At 69.6% G+C, this 23551-nt stretch carries 18 protein-coding genes; 11 read left to right on the top strand and 7 right to left on the bottom strand.

The window, feature by feature from the left end:
- Positions 1-834 carry a class I SAM-dependent methyltransferase gene (locus ACOCEP_RS36610; RefSeq protein WP_482334234.1) on the bottom strand — a complete coding sequence of 278 codons (834 nt, stop codon included), beginning with the start codon at positions 832-834 and terminating at the stop codon, positions 1-3.
- A gap of 69 nt (positions 835-903) precedes the next feature.
- Here ACOCEP_RS36610 and ACOCEP_RS36605 point away from each other — a divergent pair, with 69 nt between their 5' ends.
- Entirely contained in the window at positions 904-1533 is a 630-nt protein-coding gene (locus ACOCEP_RS36605) for a TetR/AcrR family transcriptional regulator (protein ID WP_482334232.1), read from the top strand.
- A gap of 238 nt (positions 1534-1771) precedes the next feature.
- Here ACOCEP_RS36605 and ACOCEP_RS36600 read toward each other — a convergent pair whose 3' ends face one another.
- Genes ACOCEP_RS36600 through ACOCEP_RS36590 form a run of 3 tightly spaced genes read right to left on the bottom strand, consistent with a single transcriptional unit; the run spans position 1772 to position 3865 of the window.
- Positions 1772-2968, bottom strand: coding sequence for a cation:proton antiporter (locus ACOCEP_RS36600; protein WP_037348144.1), 1197 nt, complete (start codon positions 2966-2968; stop codon positions 1772-1774).
- Between the two features lie 6 nt (positions 2969-2974).
- Positions 2975-3457, bottom strand: a complete 483-nt coding sequence (locus ACOCEP_RS36595) for a cation:proton antiporter regulatory subunit (RefSeq protein WP_482334230.1) — start codon at positions 3455-3457, stop codon at positions 2975-2977.
- 15 nt (positions 3458-3472) lie between these two features.
- Positions 3473-3865: a DUF4267 domain-containing protein gene (locus ACOCEP_RS36590; protein WP_482334228.1), complete on the bottom strand. Its 393-nt coding sequence runs from the start codon at positions 3863-3865 to the stop codon at positions 3473-3475.
- 91 nt (positions 3866-3956) lie between these two features.
- On the opposite strand from ACOCEP_RS36590, the gene ACOCEP_RS36585 reads away from it, so the two are divergent.
- The 10 genes from ACOCEP_RS36585 to ACOCEP_RS36540 all read left to right on the top strand — a co-directional run bounded on the left by ACOCEP_RS36585 (position 3957) and on the right by ACOCEP_RS36540 (position 20053).
- On the top strand, positions 3957-4535 hold the full coding sequence (locus tag ACOCEP_RS36585; protein WP_482334226.1) for a TetR/AcrR family transcriptional regulator: 579 nt from the start codon (positions 3957-3959) through the stop codon (positions 4533-4535).
- A 92-nt stretch (positions 4536-4627) separates the two neighbouring features.
- Complete coding sequence (gene cmk / locus ACOCEP_RS36580) at positions 4628-5332, top strand: (d)CMP kinase (RefSeq protein WP_482339884.1); 705 nt, start codon at positions 4628-4630, stop codon at positions 5330-5332.
- Positions 5329-5997, top strand: coding sequence for a lysophospholipid acyltransferase family protein (locus ACOCEP_RS36575; protein ID WP_240593121.1), 669 nt, complete (start codon positions 5329-5331; stop codon positions 5995-5997). Before cmk ends, ACOCEP_RS36575 begins: the two co-directional genes overlap by 4 nt.
- A gap of 4 nt (positions 5998-6001) precedes the next feature.
- Entirely contained in the window at positions 6002-7471 is a 1470-nt protein-coding gene (gene der, locus ACOCEP_RS36570; protein ID WP_482334224.1) for a ribosome biogenesis GTPase Der, read from the top strand.
- 247 nt (positions 7472-7718) lie between these two features.
- Complete coding sequence (locus ACOCEP_RS36565; RefSeq protein WP_482334222.1) at positions 7719-11621, top strand: Pls/PosA family non-ribosomal peptide synthetase; 3903 nt, start codon at positions 7719-7721, stop codon at positions 11619-11621.
- Positions 11622-11641: 20 nt separating this feature from the next.
- Entirely contained in the window at positions 11642-12979 is a 1338-nt protein-coding gene (locus tag ACOCEP_RS36560; protein WP_482334221.1) for a M1 family metallopeptidase, read from the top strand.
- A 478-nt stretch (positions 12980-13457) separates the two neighbouring features.
- Entirely contained in the window at positions 13458-14141 is a 684-nt protein-coding gene (locus tag ACOCEP_RS36555) for a hypothetical protein (protein WP_482334219.1), read from the top strand.
- A 291-nt stretch (positions 14142-14432) separates the two neighbouring features.
- Complete coding sequence (locus ACOCEP_RS36550) at positions 14433-16712, top strand: glycosyl hydrolase family 95 catalytic domain-containing protein (RefSeq protein ID WP_482334218.1); 2280 nt, start codon at positions 14433-14435, stop codon at positions 16710-16712.
- Between the two features lie 2 nt (positions 16713-16714).
- Positions 16715-19006 (top strand): glycosyl hydrolase family 95 catalytic domain-containing protein, encoded by a 2292-nt coding sequence (locus tag ACOCEP_RS36545; RefSeq protein ID WP_482334216.1) that lies wholly within the window; start codon positions 16715-16717, stop codon positions 19004-19006.
- Positions 19007-19066: 60 nt separating this feature from the next.
- The gene (locus ACOCEP_RS36540; RefSeq protein ID WP_482334215.1) at positions 19067-20053 is read left to right on the top strand and encodes a peptidylprolyl isomerase; all 987 of its coding nucleotides are present in this window, start codon (positions 19067-19069) and stop codon (positions 20051-20053) included.
- A 24-nt stretch (positions 20054-20077) separates the two neighbouring features.
- Here ACOCEP_RS36540 and ACOCEP_RS36535 read toward each other — a convergent pair whose 3' ends face one another.
- The 3 genes from ACOCEP_RS36535 to ACOCEP_RS36525 form a co-directional block, all read right to left on the bottom strand.
- Positions 20078-21532, bottom strand: coding sequence for an amidase (locus tag ACOCEP_RS36535; RefSeq protein ID WP_482334213.1), 1455 nt, complete (start codon positions 21530-21532; stop codon positions 20078-20080).
- 322 nt (positions 21533-21854) lie between these two features.
- Entirely contained in the window at positions 21855-22679 is an 825-nt protein-coding gene (locus ACOCEP_RS36530; RefSeq protein WP_482334211.1) for an NAD-dependent epimerase/dehydratase family protein, read from the bottom strand.
- Positions 22680-22714: 35 nt separating this feature from the next.
- The gene (locus ACOCEP_RS36525; protein ID WP_482334209.1) at positions 22715-23521 is read right to left on the bottom strand and encodes an IclR family transcriptional regulator; all 807 of its coding nucleotides are present in this window, start codon (positions 23519-23521) and stop codon (positions 22715-22717) included.
- Between the last annotated feature and the right edge of the window lie 30 nt (positions 23522-23551).

Genomic DNA, 23551 nt, shown 5'->3' with positions numbered 1-23551 from the left:
TCAGCGGGCGGCGGTCACGACCCAGACGCCGCCGGGGATCCGCACGCCCTGCGGGGTCTCGAACTCGCCGAGTGTGTCGCGGATCTGGTCGCGAAGCCCGGCGACGGAGGCCGCGTCCACGTTCCGCAGGTTGTGCTGGATCGGCGCCATCGAGAAGAGGAAGTCCGTCGCGTCGACGGCGTCCGCCCCGAAGCCCATGTCCGCGTCCACCGGCTTGATCCCGATGTCGCGGAAGCCCGCCGCCGTGAGCACTTCGGTGATCCGCTCGGGCGTCAGCAGCGAACCCATCCCGCGGGCGGCGGGGGAGGGTTCGCGGAGGTAGGGCGCGAGCGCCGCCGTCGCCCGGGCGTACGCGCTGTCGACGGCGCCTGACCGCGGTCCCACGAAGGCCAGCCGCCCGGCCGGCGCCATCGCTTCGCGGAGATGCGTGAACGCCGCGACCAGGTCGGCGAAGAACATCACTCCGCCTCGGCTGATGACGACGTCGAAACCGGGCCCGTCGAACGCGTGCACCTGCGCGTCTCCCCGCTCGAACGCGATGTTGGTGATCCCTTCGGCCGCCGCGTCGAGACGAGCCCTTTCCAGCTGTGGCGCCGAAAGGTCGATGCCCAGCGCGTGCCCGCTTCCGGCCTTCTTCGCGGCGATCCGGGTGGTGAGCCCGGCGCCGCAGCCCACGTCCAGGACGGCGTGACCGTCGCGGATGTCCGCCGCCTCGAAGAGCGGCGCGTCGAAGGCCTCCATCATCCCGTTGTAGCGATCCGGGCGATCCGCCCAGAGCTTGCCCTCCCAGCCGTTCCACGCTTCGGCCTGTTGCTGATTGACGATCGCCGTCATGGCGGCACCCCATTCGCATAGTTACTAGAGTTGGACTCTAGTGATTGACTCTAGAGATAGACTCCAGTCATGAGTGGTGTCAAGGGCGCCCGATCCCGGCGGGCGGCGGAAACCCGGCGGCGGATCATCACGGCCGCCACGGAGCTCTTCCTCGCCGACGGCTACGGCGCGACCACGCTTCAGCAGGTCGCGGACCGGGCGGGCGTGGCGGTCCAGACGATTTACTTCACCTTCCGCAACAAGCAGACGCTGCTGAAGGAACTGGTCGACGTCGCGATCGCCGGCGACGACGGTCCACTGGCGACGATGGAGCGGCCGTGGTTCGCGCGGGTGACGGACGCGCCGGACGCGCGCGAGGCGCTGGCCGCGCTCGTCACCGGCAGCCGGGCCGTGCTCGAACGCGTCGCCGCCGTCACCGACATGGTCCGCACCGCGACCGCCGCACACCCCGAACTGCGGGAACTGTGGCCGGATCAGGAGGACCCGCGCCACGCCGTGCACGCGGCGGCGGCGAAGGCGCTGATGGGGAAACCGGGCGCGGTCACCGGTCTCGACGTCGACAGGGCGGCGGACGTCCTCTACGCGCTTCTCAGCCCTGAGCTGTTCCTGATCCTCACCCGTGACCGCGCTTGGCCGCTGGAGGTGTGGGAGCGCTGGGTGGAGGACACGCTGGCCGCGCAGTTGCTCGATCGCGGCTAGCCGGATGCTGTAAGTCTTGTTCGCGGTCTTCGCGCCCAGGCGGTCCCTGACGGCACGGGCGGATGCGGCCGAGTACGACCCGGTACGAGGCCGATCCGCCCGCACCGCCAGGAACCACCTGGATCACGAAGCCCATCGAACAGACTTACAGGACACGGCCTAGCCGGATGCTATGAACGGGCCGTTCCTTGCAAAATTTGCAAGGAACGGCCCGTTCATAGCGCGTGCGGGGGCGGGGTCAGCCGGTTTGGGAGGCCGGGCTCTTCGACCCGAAAGGCTTGCGCTGGAGAGCCCGGGCGACCGGTTCGACGATCCGCGCGGCCGTCGGGCCGAGGATCGCCATCAGGAGCACGTACGCCGTCGCGAGTGCCGCGAGTTCGCCGGTCACCGCGCCCGCCGCCACCGCCAGCCCGGCGATGACGATCGAGAACTCGCCTCTCGCGACCAACGCCGCTCCGGCACGGGCCCGGCCCATCTTCCCGATGCCCTGTCTGCGCGCGGCCCACCAGCCGGTGCCGACCTTCGTGAGCGTGGTCGCGACCGCCAGCACCACCGCCCAGCCGAGCACGGGCGGGATCGAGGCGGGGTTCGTGTTGAGCCCGAACACGACGAAGAACACGGCGGCGAACAGATCCCGCAGCGGTTCGAGCATGTGCGTCGCGTTCTCCGCCGTAGAACCCGAGATCGCGATACCGAGCAGGAACGCGCCGACCGCCGCCGAAACCTGCATCGCCGAAGCGACACCGGCGACCAGCAACGCCGCGCCGAGGACCTTGAGGAGGAACACCTCGCGATCCGGGCTGTCCACCGCCGCGGAGACGTAGCGGCCGAACTTCAGCGCGATCACCAGGACCACGGTGATGACCATCAGCGAGATCCCGACGGCCTTCATCCCGCCGAGGAAGCTGACCCCGCCGAGCACCGCGGTGAGGATCGGCAGGTACAGCGCCATCACCAGGTCCTCGAACACCAGGATCGACAGCACCACCGGGGTTTCCCGGTTACCGAGCCGGCCGAGGTCGCCGAGCACCTTCGCGATGATCCCGGACGACGAGATGTAGGTGACGCCCGCCATGACGATCGCGCCGATCGGCCCCCAGCCGAGGATGAGCGCGACGATCGCCCCCGGCGCGGCGTTGAGCACGATGTCCACGAGACCCGCCACCCACGAGCGTTTCAGCCCGGTGAACAGCTCGGCGGCCGAGTACTCCAAGCCCAGCAGGAGGAGCAGCAGGACGACACCGATCTCGCTGGCGAGGTGGGTGAAGTCGCCGATGTCGCCGAGCGGGATGAGCCCGCCCTGCCCGAAGCACAGGCCGCCGATCAGGTACAGCGGGATCGGGGACATCCCGATCTTCCCGGCGAGGCGGCCCAACGCGCCCAGCCCGAAGAAGACCGCCCCGAGTTCGATCAAGGACAGTGCGGTGTGATCCATCCGCGATCAGCCGTACTTCAAGATCTTGACGGCGGCCTCGAGACCCTCTGAGGTGCCGACCGCGACGAGCACGTCGCCCGCGGTGAGGTTGAAGTCCGGAGCGGGGGAGGGGTGGACCTGTCCGGCCCGCATCACCGCGACGACCGAGACACTCGTCCGCGACCGCATGGCCGTGTCGCCGAGCGTCCGGCCGTCGAACGGCGACGACGCCTTGAGCGGCAACTGCTTGGTGTTGATGCCGGGCAGGTCCCGGTGCTCCTCGGTGAGCTGGGCGACCAGCTGGGGCGCGCCGAGCAGGTTTCCCAGCGCGCCCGCCTCGTCGGTGGTGAGCGGAAGTGAGGCCAGGCAGGCGTCGGGATCGTCCGTTTTGGACACGATCAGCTCGACGTGCCCATCGCGATGGGTCACCACGCCTACGCGGCGGCCGTTGCGGGTGGCGAAGTCCTTGCGGACGCCTATTCCGGGGAGCGGGGTCACTTCGACGTTCACGTGAACAACAGTAACTCACTGTCCGGTTCGCGCGGGACGGATCAGGAACAACGCCGAGATCACGACCATGAGTGCGCACGTCGCGCCGTGGATGCCGAGCGCGGCGCCGACGGAACCGTTGTGGGTCAACACGATCAGCATGTCGCCGAACGGGATGAACGCCAGCGCGAGCATCGCCCAGCCCAGCGCGCGGGCGTTCCGGAACAGGATCAGCGCGAGCACCACGAGCGCCGTGCCGATGTCCCGGACGCCCTTGACCGCGAGGATCGGGTCACCTTCGGACGGCATCACCGGCAGCCCGAAGCCACCCGTCTGGGTCGCCGGGAAGAACACGTAACCACTACCGAAGTAGAGGACGAAGAGCACGAGGGCGGCGGACAGGACATAAGCGATCTTGATACGGGTCATGGTCTCCGACTCCGAAAGCTAGCAGCGCTAGGAACGAGACGGACACTAGCTCTAGCACTGCTAGCTTGTCTAGCAGTGCTAGCATCTTCGTATGGTCACCAACCCCCGGCGCGAGCGGGACCGCTCGCAACGCGAACAGCTGATCGTCACCACCGCCCGCGAGATCGCCGAAGAGGAAGGCTGGGACGCGGTCACCACACGGCGGCTTGCGGCGAAGATCGAATACAGCCAGCCCGTGCTCTACAGCCATTTCTCCGGCAAGGGGGCGATCATGGCGGCCGCGGCGCTGGAGGGTTGCACCGAAATGGCCGCGGACATGCGAAGAGGGGCCGGGACGGCGGAGGGGGCACGGGACGCGCTGCTGCGGCTGGCCGAGAACTACTTCGACTTCGCCGACCGCAAACCCGCGCTCTACGACGCGATCTTCACTCTCGCCAGTGAACTGAGCTTCGCCAGTCCGGACAGTCCGGCGCCGTTGAAGGACGCGTTCGGCGCGCTGTTCGAGGTCGTGGGCCCGGTAGCCGGCGAATACGACCCCGCCCTCTACACCGAGACCTTTTGGGCGGCTTTGCACGGCCTGGTCACCCTCGAACGCAGCCGGCGGCTCCCGGCGCCCGCGCGCGCGGAACGGATCGGCATGCTCGTCGACCGGTTCGCCGTGGGCGGCTGAGGCGTGTCGCGTGCCACCAGGCAGAATGGACGTCGATCAGATGAGCGACGAATGAGCTGAGGAGAGTTTCGGTGGCGGGAGCCCTGCGTGGTGTGGTCGCGATGGACGGCCCGTCCGGAACCGGGAAATCCACGGTTTCGCGGAAGCTCGCGACGAAGCTCGGCGCCGGTTACCTCGACACCGGCGCGATGTACCGCATGGTCACCCTCGCCGTCCTGCGCGCCGGAACCGACCTGGCCGACCCGGACGCGATCGCCGGCGTCGCCCGGAAGGCCGAAATCGGCATCGGGACCAGCCCGGACGAAGCGACCGTGACGCTGGCGGGTGAAGACGTCGCCGCCGAGATCCGCGGCGCGGACGTCACCACCGCGGTGTCGCCGGTTTCGGCCGTTCCCGCCGTCCGCGAACTGCTGGTCGCCCGGCAGCGCGAGATCATCGCCGAGGTGCTCGGCCGCGTCGGCGGCATCGTGGTCGAAGGCCGCGACATCGGCACCGTCGTCTCGCCGGACGCCCCGCTCAAGATCTTCCTCACCGCGTCGGCCGAGGTCCGCGCCGCACGCCGCAGTGCGCAGGACTCCGCGGCCGGTCGTGAATCCAGCGTGGACGTCGCGAAGGCGGCCGTGGAACGGCGCGACCACCTGGACTCCACGCGGGCGGCGTCGCCCCTGCGGGAGGCCGAGGACGCCGTCGAGGTGGACACGTCGGCGCTCAACATCGACCAGGTGATCGTCGCGCTGGCCGAACTCGCCCTGCACCGCGGTCTTCTCGAAGGTTGCCCGGCCGAGGCGACGAGGTGACCGCGCGAGGTCTTCCCGAGGGCGCGAGCGGCCCGATCCACACGTTCGGCCGCGGCATCGCGAAGTTCATCGTGCGGCCCGCCTTCCGGGTGCGGGTGCACGGTGCCGAGCGGGTTCCGGCGTCCGGGCCGGTGGTGTTCATCGCCAACCACAGCTCGATGGTGGAACCGCAGCTGCTCTTCGGAATGCTGCCGAGGCGCACGGCGTTCCTGGTCAAGGAGGAACTCTTCCGGGGGTTCGTCGGCTGGTTCTTCCCAAAGCTGGGCCAGATCCCGGTGAAACGGGGGGCGGTGGACCGCAAGCCGCTGATGGCTGCGGTCAAGGTGCTCGAGGACGGCGGCGCGGTCGGGATCTTCCCCGAAGGCACCCGCGGCCTCGGTGACGCCGAAAACTTCGAGCGCGGCGCGGCCTTCCTGGTCCGCGCCGGGAACGCGACCGTGGTTCCGGTCGCCACTCGGGGGACGTACAAACCCGCCGGCGCCAAGAGGCGTTGGCGGCCACGCGTCGACATCATGGTCGGCGAACCTTTCACTCCCGCGATCGGGAAGGGAAGGACAGGGCTGGAGGAGGGAACCGAGCGGCTTCGCATCGCGCTCGCGGACCTCGTGAAGGCACTGGACGAATGGCGCTTGGAGCACGGGCTCCGAGACACGCGACAGGATTGAGTAGATGACAGAGCTAGATGGAGTCGGCGAGATCGACGGCTCCTGGTCCGACGAGTCCGAATTCACCGCGCTCGACGCGCAGATCGCCGCGGGCGAGGCCGAGGAGGAGGCGCAGCTCGCGCAGCCGGTCCTCGCCGTCGTCGGCAGGCCGAACGTCGGCAAGTCGACCCTGGTCAACCGCATCCTCGGCCGCCGTGAGGCGGTCGTGCAGGACGTCCCCGGCGTGACCAGGGACCGCGTCGCCTACGACGCGTTCTGGGCGGGCCGCCGGTTCACGCTGGTGGACACGGGCGGCTGGGAGCCGGACGCGACCGGGCTGCAGGCCTCCGTCGCCGCGCAGGCCGAGATGGCGATGGCCACCGCCGACGCGGTGCTGCTGGTCATCGACGCCAGCGTCGGCGCGACGGCGACCGACGAGGCCGTCTCCAAGGTGCTGCGCCGCTCGAAGAAGCCGGTGCTGCTCGCCGCCAACAAGGTCGACGACGACCGCCTGCTCGCCGACACCGCGTCGCTGTGGTCGCTCGGCCTCGGCGAGCCGTACCCGGTCAGCGCGCTGCACGGGCGCAGCTCGGGCGACCTGCTCGACGCCATCGTCAAGGCGCTGCCGTCGATGCCGCGCGACGGCGCCCGCGCCACCACCGGCCCGCGCCGGGTCGCGCTGGTCGGCAAGCCGAACGTGGGCAAGTCCAGCCTGCTGAACAAGCTCTCCGGCGAGGAGCGGTCCGTCGTGGACTCGGTCGCCGGCACCACCGTCGACCCGGTCGACTCGCTGGTCGAACTGGACGGCGAGACCTGGCGGTTCGTCGACACGGCCGGTCTGCGCAAGCGGGTCAACTCGGCCAACGGCGCGGAGTACTACGCGTCGCTGCGGACCAAGACCGCGATCGACGCGGCCGAGGTCGCGATCGTGCTGCTGGACGCGGCCGAGCCGCTTTCGGAGCAGGACCTGCGGGTGCTGACCATGGTCGTCGAGGCGGGCCGTGCCTGCGTGCTCGCGTTCAACAAGTGGGACCTCGTCGACGAGGACCGCCGTCACGCCATGGTCCGTGAGCTGGACCGCGGCCTGGTGCGGGTGCCGTGGGCGGACAAGGTCAACATCTCGGCGCTCACCGGCCGCTCGGTGCGCAAGCTCGCGCCCGCGCTGCGGACCGCGTTGAAGTCGTGGGACCAGCGTGTCCCCACCGGCCAGCTGAACGGCTGGCTCGCCGACCTCATCGCCGCCACCCCGCCGCCGGTGCGCGGCGGCAAGCAGCCGAAGGTGCTGTTCGCGACCCAGGCGGGCATCCGGCCGCCGACGCTGGTCCTGTTCACCACCGGCTTCCTCGAGGCGGGCTACCGGCGGTTCATCGAGCGGAAGTTCCGTGAGCGTTTCGGTTTCGAAGGCAGCCCCGTTCGGGTGAATGTCCGGGTGCGGGAAAAGAAGCAAAAGCCCAAGGCCGGTGGTAAAGCGGCCGGAAAACCGAAGGCCCGCTGATTTTCTCACGATGTAGGTGAATATTTCACTGGGTGGACACGCCGATGACCTCGGGTTTCGGCGTGTCCGCCGGTGAGGTTCGACACTCTGCCGAGACCCTCCCGAGATATGTCGTTCACCTGCGGTAAAGTCGTAGGTCTGCTAGCGGGCGCCTCATTCGGAGAGCGAGCCCGAATGACGCACTTCGCGAAAGGTGTGTGATGGGCTTGCGCGCCCATGGTTATGTCCTGCCCGCGGTGATGAGCCGATGACACTGACCGCCGATTCCCGTCCGATCGCCTGTGTCGCCGACGTCACCGTCGCCCCCTCGCCCGCGCCCGTCGCCGACCGCGCCCTGTTCTGGTCCGGGCTCGGCGCCGGTGAGCGCACCCTGCTCGACATCCTCGCCGAGACCGCCGCCCGCCACCCCAACGCGGGCGCGATCGACGACGGCGAGACCACGCTGTCCTACCGCAAGCTCGTCGAGGAGATCGACGCCTACGGCCGCAAGCTGACCGCCAACGGTGTCGGCGTCGGCGACCGGGTCGGCGTCCGGATCTCCTCCGGCACCGCTGAGCTCTACGTCGCCATCCTCGCGATCCTGTCCGTCGGCGCCGCCTATGTGCCGGTCGACGCGGACGATCCGGACGAGCGCGCCGAACTGGTCTTCGGCGAGGCCGACGTAGCCGCCGTCGTCACCGATGGCGGCGCGATCACCGTCCTCGGCTCCCCGGGCGGCGTCGAGGGCTCGCCCGCGCCGACCGACGACGCCTGGATCATCTTCACCTCCGGCTCGACCGGGAAGCCGAAGGGTGTCGCGGTCTCGCACGCCTCGGCCGCCGCCTTCGTCGACGCCGAAGCGCAACTGTTCCTCACCGAGGAACCGATCGGACCCGGAGACCGCGTGCTCGCCGGGCTGTCCGTCGCGTTCGACGCGTCCTGCGAAGAGATGTGGCTCGCCTGGCGCCACGGCGCCTGCCTGGTCCCGGCGCCGCGTTCCCTCGTGCGCACCGGCGTCGACCTCGGCCCGTGGCTGGTCGCGCAGGGCATCACCGTCGTCTCCACCGTTCCGACGCTGGCCGCGCTGTGGCCCGCCGACGCGCTGGAAGACGTCCGCCTGCTGATCTTCGGCGGCGAAGCGTGCCCGCCGGAGCTGGCCGAACGCGTCGCCGTCGAGGGCCGCGAAGTCTGGAACACCTACGGCCCGACCGAGGCCACCGTCGTCGCCTGCGCCGCGCAGATGACCGGCGAAGGCCCGGTCCGCATCGGCCTGCCGCTGGTGGGCTGGCAGCTCGCCGTCGTGAACGAGGCGGGCGAACCGGTCGCGATGGGGGAGACCGGCGAGCTGGTCATCGGCGGCGTCGGCCTGGCCCGCTACCTGGACCCGGAGAAGGACGCCGAGAAGTTCGCGCCGCTGCCCTCGCTGGGCTGGCGCCGCGCGTACCGCAGCGGCGACATGGTCCGCGCGGAGGCCGAGGGCCTGCTGTTCCTCGGCCGTCTCGACGAGCAGGTCAAGCTCGGCGGCCGCCGGATCGAGCTCGGTGAGGTCGACGCGGCGCTCCAGGCGCTTCCCGGCGTGCAGGGCGCCGCTGCCGCCGTCCGCCGCACCAAGGCGGGAAACCAGGTGCTCGTCGGGTACGTCGTGCCCGCCGAAGGTGTCGAGTTCGACCACGACGAGGCCGCGACCCGGCTGCGCGAGCAGCTGCCCGCCGCGCTCGTCCCGCTACTGGCGCTGATCGACGACCTGCCGACGCGCACCTCCGGCAAGGTCGACCGCAACGCGCTGCCCTGGCCGCTGTCCACTGTGGACGCCGCGAAATCCGGCCTGTCCCCGACGGAGAGCTGGCTCGCCGAAGGCTGGGCGGAGATCCTGGGCGTCTCGGTCGACAGCCCGAAGGCCGACTTCTTCACCAACGGCGGCGGAAGCCTGACCGCCGCCCAGCTGATCGCGCGGATCCGCACCCGCCACCCGCAGGTGTCGGTGAGCGACATCTACGCCAACCCGAAGCTCGGCGCGCTCGCGTCGATGCTGGACGCGCTGAGCGGCGAGAAGACCGAACACCGCGACATCGCGCCCACCCCGCGCAAGGCCGGGATCATCCAGTCGCTGCTGATGATCCCGCTGATGGGCCTGGTCGGCCTGCGCTGGACGACGATCGCCGCGACGCTGTCGAACGTGCTTTCGCTGGCCGGGTTCGCCTGGGCGCCGACGCTGAGCTGGGTGTGGATCGCCGTCGCGTGGGTCGCGCTGTTCAGCCCGGCCGGGCGGATCGCGATCTCCGCGACCGGCTCCCGGCTGCTGCTGCGCGGCGTCCGTCCCGGCAGCTACCCGCGTGGCGGGAGTGTCCACTTGCGACTGTGGACCGCCGAGAAACTCGCCGAGTTCAGCGGCGCGGACAGTGTCGCGGGCGCTTCCTGGATGACGACGTACGCCAAGGCTCTCGGCGCGCGGATCGCGAAAGACGTCGATCTGCACTCCCCGCCACCGGTCACCGGCATGCTGAAGCTGGGCCGCGGTGCCGCCATCGAACCCGAGGTCGACCTGACCGGGCACTGGGTGGACGGCGATCTCGTGCACATCGGCAAGATCCGGATCGGCGCCGACGCGCGGATCGGCGCGCGCAGCACGCTGTTCCCCGGCGCGCGGATCGGCAAGGGCGCGGAGATCGCGGCCGGGTCGACCGTCCGCGGCAACGTGCCCGCCGGGCAGCGCTGGGCCGGTGCGCCCGCCGCACGTGCCAGCAAGGACGCGCTGAAGTGGCCGTCGAGCCGCCCGCCGCGTTCGCGGTTCTGGGCTTCGGTCTACGGCGCGACTTCGGTCGCTCTCGGTCTTTTGCCTGCCGTCGCCGCCCTGCCCGCCGTCGCGGTGCTCGGCTGCGCGATCACCAGGACGGCTTCGCTGGGCGCCGCGCTCGGGCAGGCGCTGTTGTTCACGCCGCTCGCGACCGTCGCGTACTTCGTGTCCTACGCGCTGCTCGTGCTCGTCGGCGTCCGGTCGCTGAGCATCGGCATGGTCGAGGGCTACCACCCGGTGCACGGCCGCGTCGCCTGGCAGGTCTGGGCGACCGAGCGGCTGATGGGCATGGCGCGTGAAGGGCTGTTCCCCTTGTACGCCAGCCTGTTCACCCCGGTGTGGCTCCGGATGCTCGGGGCGAAGGTCGGCCGCAACGTCGAGGCGTCCACCGTGCTCGCGCTGCCGAAGATGACCCAGGTGGACAGTGGCGCGTTCCTGGCGGACGACACCATGGTCGCCACCTACGAGCTCGGCCACGGCTGGCTGCACGTCGCCCCGGCGCGGATCGGCAAGCAGGCGTTCCTCGGCAACTCGGGGATGGCCGCGCCGGGACGTTCGGTGCCGAAACGCGGTCTGGTCGGAGTCCTGTCGTCGGCCCCGCTGAAGGCGAAGAAGGGCTCGTCGTATCTCGGGATGCCGCCGCTGCCGGTCCGCCGGTCGGTCGGCGAAGCCGACACGAGCCGCACCTTCACGCCGCCGCTGCGGCTGAAGGCGGCCCGCGCGCTCGTCGAACTCTGCCGCATCGTGCCGGTGATGTGCGGCGTCGCGCTGAGCGTGCTGGTGGCCGCCGGGATCTTCGCGCTCGCGTCGTCGTCCGGCTTCCTGGTCGCGGTGCTGCTCGGCGGGCCGCTGCTGCTCGCCGCCGGCGCCGTCGCCGCGCTGACCGCCACCGCGATGAAATGGCTGCTGGTCGGCCGGTTCCGCGCGGTCGACCATCCCTTGTGGAGCTCGTTCGTCTGGCGCAACGAGCTTGCCGACACCTTCGTCGAGGCGCTCGCCGTCCCGTGGCTGATCGGTTCGCTCGGCGGCACGCCGCTGCTGCCGGCGTGGCTGCGGACCATGGGCGTCAAGATCGGGCGCGGCGTGTGGCTGGAGACGTACTGGCTGCCCGAGTCGGATCTGGTGAGCCTCGGCGACGGCGCGACGATCAACCGCGGCTGTGTCGTGCAGACGCACCTGTTCCACGACCGGATCATGACGATGTCGCCGGTGACCCTGGACGAGGGAGCGACGCTCGGGCCGCACGGTATCGTGCTGCCTGGCGCGAGCATCGGCGCGCGGACGACCGTCGGACCGGGCTCCCTGGTGACCCGGGGCGACGCGGTTCCCGCCGATTCGCGCTGGCTGGGTAATCCCATCTCGGCCTGGACGAAGTAGGAAAGCGGGGTCTTTCGCGGGTGATTTCGAAGGCCTCCGCGCAGCCCTCGCCCGGCGCGGACACCTCCGGCGACTCCTATCTGCCCCGTCACGGTAACGGCGGTTACCGGGTCCGGCACTACGATCTGGAGCTGGACTACAAGATCGGTCCCAACCGCCTGTCGGCCTCCGCGGCCATCACCGCGGAGGCGACGCAGGCGCTGTCGCGGTTCACGCTCGACTTCGGCGATTTCCGGATCAACCGGGTGCTGGTCAACGGGAAACCGGCCAAATACCTGCGGCGCGCGCACAAGCTGCAGGTGAAGCCGGCGAAGTCGCTGGCAGTGGGCAGCGAGTTCCTGGTGGAGGTCCACTACGTCGGCAATCCGCGGCCGCTCCCCGGATTGTGGGGCGACATCGGCTGGGACGAACTGACCGACGGCTCGCTGGTGGCGAGCCAGCCGGTCGGGGCGCCGTCGTGGTTCCCATGCAACGACCATCCGGCGGACAAGGCGACCTACCGCGTCGCACTTACGACGTCGTCGCCGTATCTCGTGGCCGTGACTGGGAATCTCGTCTCCCGGTACACGCGCGCGAGCACCACCCAGTGGGTCTTCGAACGGCCGGAGCCGACTCCGACGTACCTGATGAGTGTCCAAATCGGACGGTACGACGACATCGTGCTGGCCTCCGGCGGCGTTCCGCAGCGGGCGGCCGTCCCGCCGCGCCTGCGCCGGGCCTTCGCGCGCGATTTCGGGCGGCAGGGCCAGATCATGGAGTCGCTGCAGCGGATGTTCGGCCCGTACCCCTTCGGCGAGTACGTCATCGTCGTCACCGACGACGACCTCGACGACCCGATCGAAGCGCAGGGCATGTCGATCTTCGGCGCCAACCACGTCGACGGACGGCGCACGCACGAACGGCTCGTCGTCCACGAACTGGCGCACCAGTGGTTCGGCAACAGCCTGACCGTCGCCGACTGGCGGCACATCTGGCTGAACGAAGGCTTCGCGACGTACGCGGAATGGCTGTGGTCCGAGGAATCCGGCGGGCAGAGCGCGCACGTGTGGGCGAAGACCTGGCACGCCCGGATGAAGGCGAAGCCCGCGGACCTGCGGCTCGCCGACCCGGGGCTGGCACGGATGTTCGACGAGCGGGTGTACAAGCGGGGCGGGCTTTTGTTGCACGCCTTGCGTTGTACCGTCGGCGACGAGGCGTTCTTCCCGCTGGTGAAGGCTTGGGCGGTGGAGAACCGGCACGGTCTGGTGACCACTGCTGATTTCGTGGCGCTGGCTGAGCGGTTCGCCGGGCGCTCGCTTGCGGCTTTCTTCGACGCTTGGCTGGATGCTCCGGCTCTGCCTCCGCTTCCTGCGCTGTGAGGTTCTTGCTGCGCCCAATGTGGCATTGGGGACACTCAGCGTCCCCAATGCCACATTGGGCGCGTCGCCTGAGTTATCCACAGTGGGACTGATGTGGCGAGTTGTCCACAGGGAGTGAACTCGGTGCTGGCGGCGGTTGCCGGCGCCGCCGATGATCTTGTGTGTGCGATCCGGTGAATGGGCTCGCGGACACGAGGCCCTTTACAAGCTGAGCCGCGACGGGGTGATCACCGTCGCGCGGCTTGTGGCGCTCGGTGTCTCGAAGAGGACTTGCCACCGGCGTTGCCTGGCGGGAGGCCCGTGGCAACGGCTGCTCCCAGGGGTGGTTTTGCTCGGTCCTGCACGGCCGACTCGACGGCAGGTGATCGAAGGCGCCCTCCTCTACGGAGGGCCACAAGCGATCGTCACCGGGCTGCAAGCGTGTCTCCTCCAGGGGTTGCGCGGGCCGAGAGGCGAGACTGAGCGAGTCCACCTGCTGGTGCCCGCGTCTCGCCAGGTCAGCAGTTCCGGATTCGTGGTCGTGGAACGGACGACGCGGATGCCGCGGCCGGTCACCGTGCACGGTGTGCCCGTGGCACCGCTCGCCAGGGCCGTTCTCGACGCATGCCGCAGGCTCACGGCGCGCGACCCGGTCGGGGCGTTGCTGACGGAGGCCGTGCAGCGAGGACGGCTGAATCCCGAAGTCCTCATCCGCGAGCTCAACGCGGGCAGTGACCGAGGTAGTGCGATGCCTCGTGAGGTGTTGCGTGACGTAGTCGCCGGAGCCCGGTCGATCGCCGAAATCGACGCGATGAACGTATGGCGGCTCTCCGGGCTGCCCGAGCCGATCTGGAACCAGCCACTTCGGGACGGCAGCGGTGAGTACATCGCGACGCCCGACGGCTACTTCAAGGAAGTCGACCTCGCCTGGGAGATCGACTCCTACGACTTCCATTTCGCGAAGGAGGCTTATGCGAAGACTTTGGAGAGAAACGCCAGGTACGCCGCGGCAGGGGTCGCGGTGCTCCAGACCCTGCCCAGCCGCCTCCGGGCAGAGCCCGAGAAGGTCGCCGAGGAGCTTCGCGCCGCGTACGCCGCCGCGGCGGCTCGTCATTTGAGCTCAACCCGGGTTGAGGATGCAGGCTTGGATCAAGCGAACGACCCCTGGGCGGAACGAAAGTGATTCCCGAGCTCGCCGGAGCGAAAGACCGCCCGCGCGATCTTGTCGCTGGACGTCGTCGAGGACGACTTCGGCGGATTCGCGGGGTGGGCGCGGCACCGTGGCGTGGCCGACGCGGCGGTCAGGGCGCTGCGCGCGAACTTACTCAACGACGGCTGAATTGTCCGACGAGACATCGGATGTATGTACCGCTGCGCGAGTGAAGGGGGTGGCCAAAGCTCGACTATTTCTGGAAACATGCCGGTCGCCAGGACTTGATCTGCGGTAAACGTAGTATGAATCTGGAGGCGACCCATGGCCGAGCTGTCCAGACGATCGATGCTGAGGGTCGCGGCCGGGGCAGCCGCGCTCGGTGGGCTGTGGGCTCAGGGAGCTCCGCCGGCGCTCGCCGGACAGGATGTCCACCGCCGGATCGTCGACGACGCGCGCATGGCCTGGAAGCGGATGCCGAAGAACTGGCAGGAGGGCCCGTTTCTCGCGAACGGCTTCCTCGGCGTGCAGTTCTACGCGGGCGCGCAGCCGAACGTCCTCAAGGTGATGCTCAGCCATTCCCAGGTCCAGGACCAGCGCGGGCAGTGGGAAGCGGCCATCGGGTACTCGCGGCTCCCCATCGGCTACCTCACCCTCACCTTCGAGGGCGCGATCACGGCGGTGGACTGGCACCTGGATCTGTACAACGCCGAACTCGGCGGCACGATCACCACCACCCGCGGCTCGGTGCGGTTCTCCGCGCTGGTCCACAACGACCAGGACCTCCTCCTCGTCTCGCTCACCGGCGAGGACTCCGCGGAATGGGGGTTCACCCCACTCGAATCGGCGACGACCAGGAGAATCCGAAAACCGCCCGAGTACACGGCCAATCCCGCCCCGAAGCTCGCCGGCGCGGGCGAGGTCCGGTACTGCGAGCAACCCCTTCACGCGGGCGGCGGGTACACGACGGCGTGGCGTGAGCGGACGATCGGCACGCGACGGCTGCTGGCGGCGACGGTCGCGTACGCGTTTCCCGAGCCGACCCACACCGCCGAGGCGATCAGGAGGGTCCAGCGGGCGTCGGCGACGCACCCGGACGGGCTCGTCGCCGGCCATCGGCGCTGGTGGAACGCCTTCTACCGGCGCAGTTTCGTGTCCATTCCGGACAAACGGATCCAGCGGTTCTACTGGATCCAGCTGTACAAGACCGCCTGCGCCACCCGAGCGGACGGACCGGTCGTCGCCGAATGGGGACCGTGGTTCCCGGAGGTCGGCAACAGCTGGACGGCGGTGTGGTGGAACCTCAACGTCCAGGTCACGTACCCGATCGTCAACAGCAGCAACCATCCCGAACTCGACGCCGTCACCGCGACCTTCCGCCGCGACCACGCCAATCTCGAACTCTCGGTTCCACCCGCCTACCGGGACGGTGACACGTACGCCCTTTCGCATCCGGGCGACTGGCGGCTGCGACCCGGCGGCACCCGCGCGGTCGGGATCCCGGGCCCCGTCACCAAGAACGACCAGACCGGCAACCTGATCTGGGGCCTGCACAACGTCTGGCTCGCGTACCGGCACAGCATGGACGTCCGTGTCCTGCGCGACGTGCTGTACCCGACGCTCGCCAAGGCGCTCAACTACTACCGCCACTTCCTCGCGACCGGCCCGGACGGCGCCTTGCACCTGCCGATGACGAGGTCACCCGAGTACGCCGACGCGGCGGACTGCACCTATGACCTCTCGTTGATCCGCTGGGCCGCGCGCACCCTCGTCGAATCGGCCGTCAAGCTGCGCATCGACGACCCAAGGGTGCCGGCGTGGCGGGAGATCGGCGAGAAACTGGTGCCGTACCACCAGGATCCGGCCCAGGGCGTGCTGATCGGCGACGGTGTCCCGCTGGCCGACTCGCATCGGCATTTCTCGCATCTGCTCTGGCTCTATCCGCTTCGGGAGAAACTCTGGGACCGTCCCGGCGACCGGGACATCATGCGCCGCACGTTCGCGCACTGGGCCGGCGCGCAGGCCAAATGGCACGGGTACAGTTTCGCGGCGGCCTCGTCGATGAGCTCCGTGATGGACGCGCCGGAGGAAGCCCTGCGGTATCTGAAGATCTTCCTCGACGGCACCGTCGTGGCAGACACCCAGCTGACGCCGAACACGATGTACCGCGAGGGCGTGAACCTCGCGATCGAAAGTCCCATCACCGCCGCGCAGTCCATAGTGGACATGCTGCTGCAGGGCGATCACGGCATTCTCAAGGTGTTCCCGTCGGTCTCGTCCACCTGGCCGGACGCGTCCTTCGAAAGCCTGCGCGCGGAGGGCGCCTTCCTCGTGGACGCTTCCCGCGTGAACGGCGCGACCGAATGGATCCGCGTCCATAGCGAGGCGGGGGAGCCGCTCACGCTACGGCACGGGATCCCCGGCGACATCGAGGTCCGAGACGGACGCGGACGTCGGCTCCCCTGGCGGCACGCGGGTCCGGGCACGATCTCGATCCCGCTCGGCCGCGGCGGCACGGCCGTCGTCACACGACGGGGCGCCCGTCCGGTGCTGGAGCCACGGGATGTTCCCGGTGATCGTGGAACTCCGGCATGGGGGGTCTGAGCATGGACATCACTCGCAGGACGGTGCTCGGCGGGGCGTTGGCGGGCGTGGCGGCGGCCGGGTTCGCGCCGTCGGCGTCGGCGGTGGAGAACGACTTCGCGCTCGGCGGCGTCGACTGGCCGGGTTTCCTCGGCACGGCCGACCTGATCTGGCGGCGCATGCCGAAGACCTGGTACGAAGGTCCCTTTCTGGGCAACGGTTTCCTTGGCTCCGGAATCTACGCCGAACCGGGCCGGAACGCCGTCCGGTTCAACGTCCAGCACAGCGAGGTGCAGGATCATCGGCCGGAGTTCGGCTCCCTGTTCGGGCTCGCGCGGTTGCCGATCGGATACTTCACCCTCGAACCGGTCGGCGCCATCATCGGGATCGACTGGCGGATAGACCTCTGGAACGCCGAACTCAGGGGCACGATCACCACGGCCGCGGGCAGTCTCTCACTGCGTGCGATCGTCCACACCGGACAGTCGCTGCTCGCCGTCGAGATCGAGCCGTCCGAGGGTGAGCGCGGCTTCGAGTGGATCTTCCACCCGGCCGAGGCGGTGAGCCCGAGAACGGATCCCAAGTTCGGGAAGCCGCCGCCGGCCGGGTACGTGGCCAACCCGCCCGCGACTCTGGAAACCAGCGGCGACGCCGAGCTTTCCGTGCAGGCCCTGCTGGCCGGTGGGGAATACGTCACGGCGTGGCGCGAGGTCGAGCGCGGATCGAAGCGGACGCTGTACACGTCCGTGGCGTGGTCATTCCCCAAGCGGATGGCCGCGCGAGAGGCGCTGAAGACCGTCCGCCGGGCAGAGCCGTTCTCCGCGCTGACGGCCGGGCATCGGCGCTGGTGGCACGACTACTATCGGCACGGATTCCTGTCCGTTCCGGACACCCGGCTTCAGAGCTTCTACTGGATCCAGCTGTACAAGATCGCCTCCGCCGCGCGCCGGGAAGCGCCGGTGATGGCGACCTGCGGACCGTGGCTGGAGCCGACCCCGTGGCCCGCGACCTGGTGGAACCTGAACGTCCAGCTCGAATACTGGCTCATCCACGGCTCCAACCACCTCGAACTGGACGCCGTGAGCCACGCGCTCGGCAAGTTCCGGGCGAACCTGACGAGCCAGGTCGCCGAGCCCTACCAGCACGATTCGGCGGGCATCCCGCGCACGACCGACATGACCCTCCTCAACGGCGCGGCCGGGACGAACGCGGGATTCCCGGTGGGCATCCCCGGCAAGGCGACGCCGACGCCGGAGGTCGGCAATCTCACCTGGGCGCTGCACAACGTCTGGCTGTCCTATCGGCACACGATGGACCGGCGGCTCCTGCGGGACACCCTCTTCCCGCTGCTGCGCAAGGCGATCAACTACTACCTTCACTTCCTTGCGCCCGGATCGGACGGAAAACTGCATCTGCCGCCGACGTTCTCCCCGGAGTACGGCGTGAACGCGCCGGACTGCACCTACGACCTCGCGCTGATCCGCTGGGGTTGCAAGACCCTGCTGGAGTCGACGGCGGAACTGCGCGTCGACGACCCGCTCGCCGGGCGCTGGCGGGAGGTGCTGGCCACGCTGGTCCCGTATCCGGCCGACGCCGACGGCTACATGATCGGCGCGGGCGTGCCGTTCGCGAAATCGCACCGGCACTACTCACATCTGCTGCAGATCTACCCGCTGTACGAGATCACCTGGGAGCGTCCGGAACACCGGCGGATCATCGAGACCTCGCTCGACCACTGGGTGGGCTTCGAAGGCGCGTTGCAGGGCTACACGTTCACCGGTGCCGCGTCGATGTCGGCGCAGATGCTGCGCGGCGAGAAGGCGGCGTTCTACCTCGGCGAACTGCAGCGGCGCTACATCCAGCCGAACACGATGTACAAGGAATCCGGTCCGGTGATCGAGACGCCGCTTTCGGCCGCGCAGTCGCTGCACGACATGCTCGTGCAGAGCTGGGGCGGGGTGATCCGGCTGTTCCCGGCCGTGCCCGCCGGCTGGGCGGACGCCGCGTTGCGTGACTTCCGCACGGAGGGCGCTTTCCTGGTCAGCGCCTCCCGGCAGGCAGGGAGGACACGCTGGGTCAAGGTCACCAGTGAGGCGGGGGCGCCGTGCGTACTGCGGACGGACATGGCCGGGGAGCTGACCGTCCGCGACCGGTGGGGGCGGCCGAAACGCTGGCGGCGGTTGCCGAACGGCGACGTCCACGTCGACCTGCGGCGTGGAGAGGAGGCCGTCGTGCACCGCGCGGGGGACCGGCCCGACCTCGAGGTCCGGCCTGTCCCGGCGAACGGGACCGGCGCACCATGGGGGATGCCGTGACGGCGTGAGCGGCGATACGCGAGAGTGTTCCTGTACTTCTTCCGGACGACAGGAGCACAGATGTCCCAGCCGCCGCAGCCGGGCGAGCCCGAAGGCCAGGCGCCCGACCCCGGGGCTCCGCAGGGGCAGCCTCTCCAGCAGCAGTATCAGCAGCCCTATCCGCAGCAGCCGTACCAGCAGCAAGGCTGGTATGGCGCGCCGCAACAGCCGCCGCCGTCGTCGTCGACCAAGACGGTGCTGTGGGTCGGCCTGGGTGCGCTGGGGCTCGTCGTGAGCGTCGCCGTCGTGGCGATCACCGGCTTCGTGGCGCCTGGGTTCTTCCTGCCGGACTCGAAGGACAAGAGCACGGCCGCGTTGTCGTCCTCCACGTCGGCTCCGCCGTCCAGCACCGAGGACACCGCGACGCAGAGCCCGGTGAACATCCCTTCGAGCAGGGTTCCGATGCCGAAACGCGGCACGCCGCTGCCGGATCCGACGGACTGCGCGTTCCCGGCGGATTCCACCGGAACGGCGCCGAAGAAGGTGAACCCGCCCGCGGCGGGCCCGACCCCGGCGTCCGGGACGTCGGAGGTCACGGTCAAGACGACCGCAGGCGACATCGGGTTGACGCTGGACCGCGGGCTCGCGCCGTGCACCGTGGCGAACTTCCTCTCGCTGGCGCAGCAGGGTTACTTCGACGGAACCTCGTGTCACCGGCTCGGTACCTCGGGGCTGCAGATGCTCCAGTGCGGCGACCCCGAAGGTTCCGGGATGGGCGGACCGGGTTACACCATCCCGGACGAGGTCTTCTCCGGGCTGAAGTACGGGCGGGGCCTTCTCGCCATGGCGAAGAGGCAGGCGCCGGACTCGGGCGGCAGCCAGTTCTTCATGGTCTACGGAGAAGCCGAGCTGCCGCCGGAGTACACCGTGTTCGGGAGCATCTCGGACGCCGGTCTGCAAACGCTGGACAAGGTCGCGCGCGGTGGGGTGGACGACTCGAAGGGACCGGGCGACGGGACCGGACCGCCGCGGATTCCCGTGACGTTCCAGTCGATCGCGGTGGGCTGAACACCTCGTGAGTGGTAATGACGGTTAGAACCGTCCTTGCCACTCACGAGGTTTCTGGAAGCCGCCGATCTCCTGTTCGAGCAGTTCGGCCAGCCGCAACGGGGTGCGGTCTTCGAACATCGGGCCGACGAGCTGCACCCCGACCGGCAGGCCCTCGGGAGACCGGCCCGTCGGTATGGCGGTGGCCGGCAGGCCGGGCATGGTCGCGAGGCCCGCCCAGACGAGCTGATCGAAGTACGGGTACTCGACGCCGTCGACGTCGATGCGCCGCTCCATCGGATTCGGGTGGTGGTCGTGCGGGAACGCGGGAGTCGGCGTGATCGGGCACACCACGGCGTCGAACTCGGTGAACAGCCGCCGCCAGCGGTGGCGGTGGACCTCCCGGCGCTTGTCCGCTTCCAACCAGTCGCTGTGGCTGAACTCCATGGCGCGCAGCCGAACGGCGTCAAGGCTCTGGTCGTCCGCGTCGGCCCGAAGCCGCTCAAGCGATTCGATGGGAAATCGCGCGACGGAACCTGAAATCAGCAACTCCATGTAGAGCTTCGCGGCCTCGGTCAGGTCAGGCAGCAGCGGACAGCGCCACTCGACGCGGGCACCGGCGCTGACGAGCGCGTCGGCCACCCGGTGCACGCCCGCCCGGACGGCGGCTCCGGTCGGAATGAGCGGATGGTCGTCGACGACCAGGACCCGGAAATCGCGGAGCCGGTCGTGGCGGGCGGGTGGCAGCGCCGAGCGATGCGCCACGCCGAACGTCAGCGGGTCCGGTCCGGCCATGACGTCGAGCAGGAGCGCCAGGTCGCGCGCGGTGCGCGCCATCGGACCGACGACGGCGAGGTCGAGGTCGGTCGGAAAGGCAGGCTCGGACGGCGGGACCATGCCGCGAGCGGCAGCCAGGCCGAGCGTCGGCTTGTGCGCGTAGACCCCGCAGAAATGCGCGGGCGTACGCAGCGAGCCGGCGAGGTCCGAACCGAGGGACAGCGCGCCGAACCCGGACGCCAATGCCGCCGCCGACCCGCCGGAGGACCCGCCCGGCGTCCGGCCGTGATCCCACGGGTTGAGGGTGGTGCCGTAGATGTCGTTGAAGCTCTGGATGTCCTGCAACCCCAACGGCACATTGGTCTTGCCGAGCACCACCGCGCCCGCGGCCTTGAGCCGCGACACCTGAACGGCGTCCTCGGCGGGAACATAGGCGCGGTGTGCTGGCATGCCCCACGTCGTGGGCAGCCCGGCCATGTCGTACGACTCCTTGACCGTCACCGGGACGCCGAGCAGTGGCAGGTCCTCACCACGCGCGCGTGCCTGGTCGGCACGGTCCGCGGCGGCCCGCGCGCGGTCGAAGTCCGGTACGCAGATCGCGTTGATCACCTCGTCTTCGCGCTCGATACGGGCGATCGCCTCGTCGGTCAATTCCGCCGAGGTCACCGCGCCGGCGCGCAATGCGGCAAGGATTTCCTCGGCCGGCTGAAAGCTCCATTCCATGGATCCGAAGCTATCTGCGTCCTCGTGGGGGCACGAAATTCTATGCCGTGCAACAAAAAAAGAGCGCTTCGTGGACGCGTTCTGTGACTGTAGGGGGATCGGTGCAGGTCACGGTGCTGAAAATGGGCGACTCCGCCCGTGTGAGCCACGGAATGCCGGCTCGTGCAACGGGATGGACGTCTCAATTCCCCGAAGACGACCTGGCCGACCTCGCGCGCCGTCTCGGGGAGCGTCTGACCGGTTGATCGGGAGGGGTGTGTGGAAACAGGGACATTCACCGTCTCTGTTTCCACACACCCCTCACCCACCGTGAACCGAGACCTCAGAGCGGGTTGTGCGCCCCCAGCGGCGCGGTGCAGAACGGCCCGCCGACGTACTCCGCCGCGACACCGGTCGGCGCGGGCATATCGGCCAGCTGGTCGGCGTAGGTCTCCGCGTTGTCGAGCGACTTGTAGCCCAGGGCCTCGGCTTCGGCGAGCGAGTAGACCCGGCGCGTGTTGTCCGAGACGCCCCAGATCAGCCGGTAGCCGGGGGACGGGTAGCTCAGACAGGCCTCGAACAGCCGGGCGCCGTCGTCGGGGGAGAGCCAGGTCGTCAGGCCGCGCGGACCGAGGACGAGCGGGCTTTCGAAGCAGGAGCCGATCCGGATGACGATCACGTCCATGCCGAACCGCGAGTGGTACAGGCTGCCGAGTGCTTCGATGGCCGCCTTGCTGACGCCGTAATAGGTGTCGGGGCGGGGTGTGGAGTCGGCGGGGAGGCCGTCCGCGCCCGCCTCGTCGTTGCGGCGGAAGCCGACGGAATGGTTGCTGGAAGCCAGGATCACGCGCGGCACACCGGCGGCCCGCGCGGCTTCGAGGACGGTGTGGGTGCCGTTGACGTTGACGTCGAGAGTGGCTTCCCACGAGTTCTCGCGGCTGTGCCCGCCCAGGTGGATCACCGCGTCGACACCGGCGCAGGCCTCCGCCATCGCCTCCGGGTCGGTCACCGACGCGGTGATCAGCTCGACGTCCTCGCCGCCCGCGGCTTCGGGCTGCGCGGCCAGGTCGAGCAGCCGCAGTACCCGGCCGGAACGGCGCAGCCGCGGCCGCATCAGGGTGCCGACGATTCCCGCCGAGCCGGTGATCAGGACGCGCTGGTCTGCCATGTGAACCCCTTGTCAGTGAAGGAAGTGCGGGAGGATCAGCGGATGCCGGCGCGGCGCAGTTGCTGGCCGAGTTCCGCGGTGATTTCGGCGAGGAGCTCGCCGACGCGCTGGGCGTCGGCGTCGGTGACTTCGGTGACCGGCATGGAGCAGCTGATCGCGTCGGTGCCGGGGATGCGGTACGGGATCACGGCCGCGACGCAGCGGACGCCGAGGCTGCCTTCCTCGACTTCCGAGGCATAGCCGCGTTCGCGGGTCTTCGCGCATTCGGCGTGCAGCGCCTCGACGGTGGTGATGGTGTTCGGGGTGAGCGCCGACAGCTCTCCGGTCAAGAGCCCGTCGATCTCGTCGTGCGTCAGTTCGGCCAGTAACGCCTTCCCCAGCGCGGTCGCGTGCGTGGGCAGCGTGCGGCCGACGCGGGACACGAGATGCGTCGAGTGCCGGGACTCGCGCGTCTCCAGGTACACGACGTCGGTGCCTTCGCGGCGCGCGAAATGCGCCGTGTAGCCGGTCTTCTCGCGGATCCGCTCCAGCGCTTCGGTCGCGTACGGGACGACCGGGTCGCGGTCCAGATAAGCCGTGCCGCAGATCAGCGCGCGCACGCCGAGGCGGTAGCGGGCGGTGTTGGTGTCCACCTCCAGCCAGCCGGCTTCGAGCAGGGTGCGGAGCAGTCCGTGCAGGCTCGACCTGGGGAAACCGGTGCGCGCGTGGAGATCCGACAGGGAAAGCCACACGTCGTTCGCGGCGAAGGTTTCGATGAGGTCGATCGCCCGCCTTGCCGACTTCACCCCGGCGGGTTCAGGCGCGCCGTTCGCCACCGTGACGGCGGCTTCCTGCTGCGGCATCCGCGCTCCTCCATCCGGCCGTTGACTTGT

The organism is Amycolatopsis sp. CA-211722 (assembly GCF_056828465.1).
This window is presented reverse-complemented; position numbering and strand designations above follow the sequence as displayed.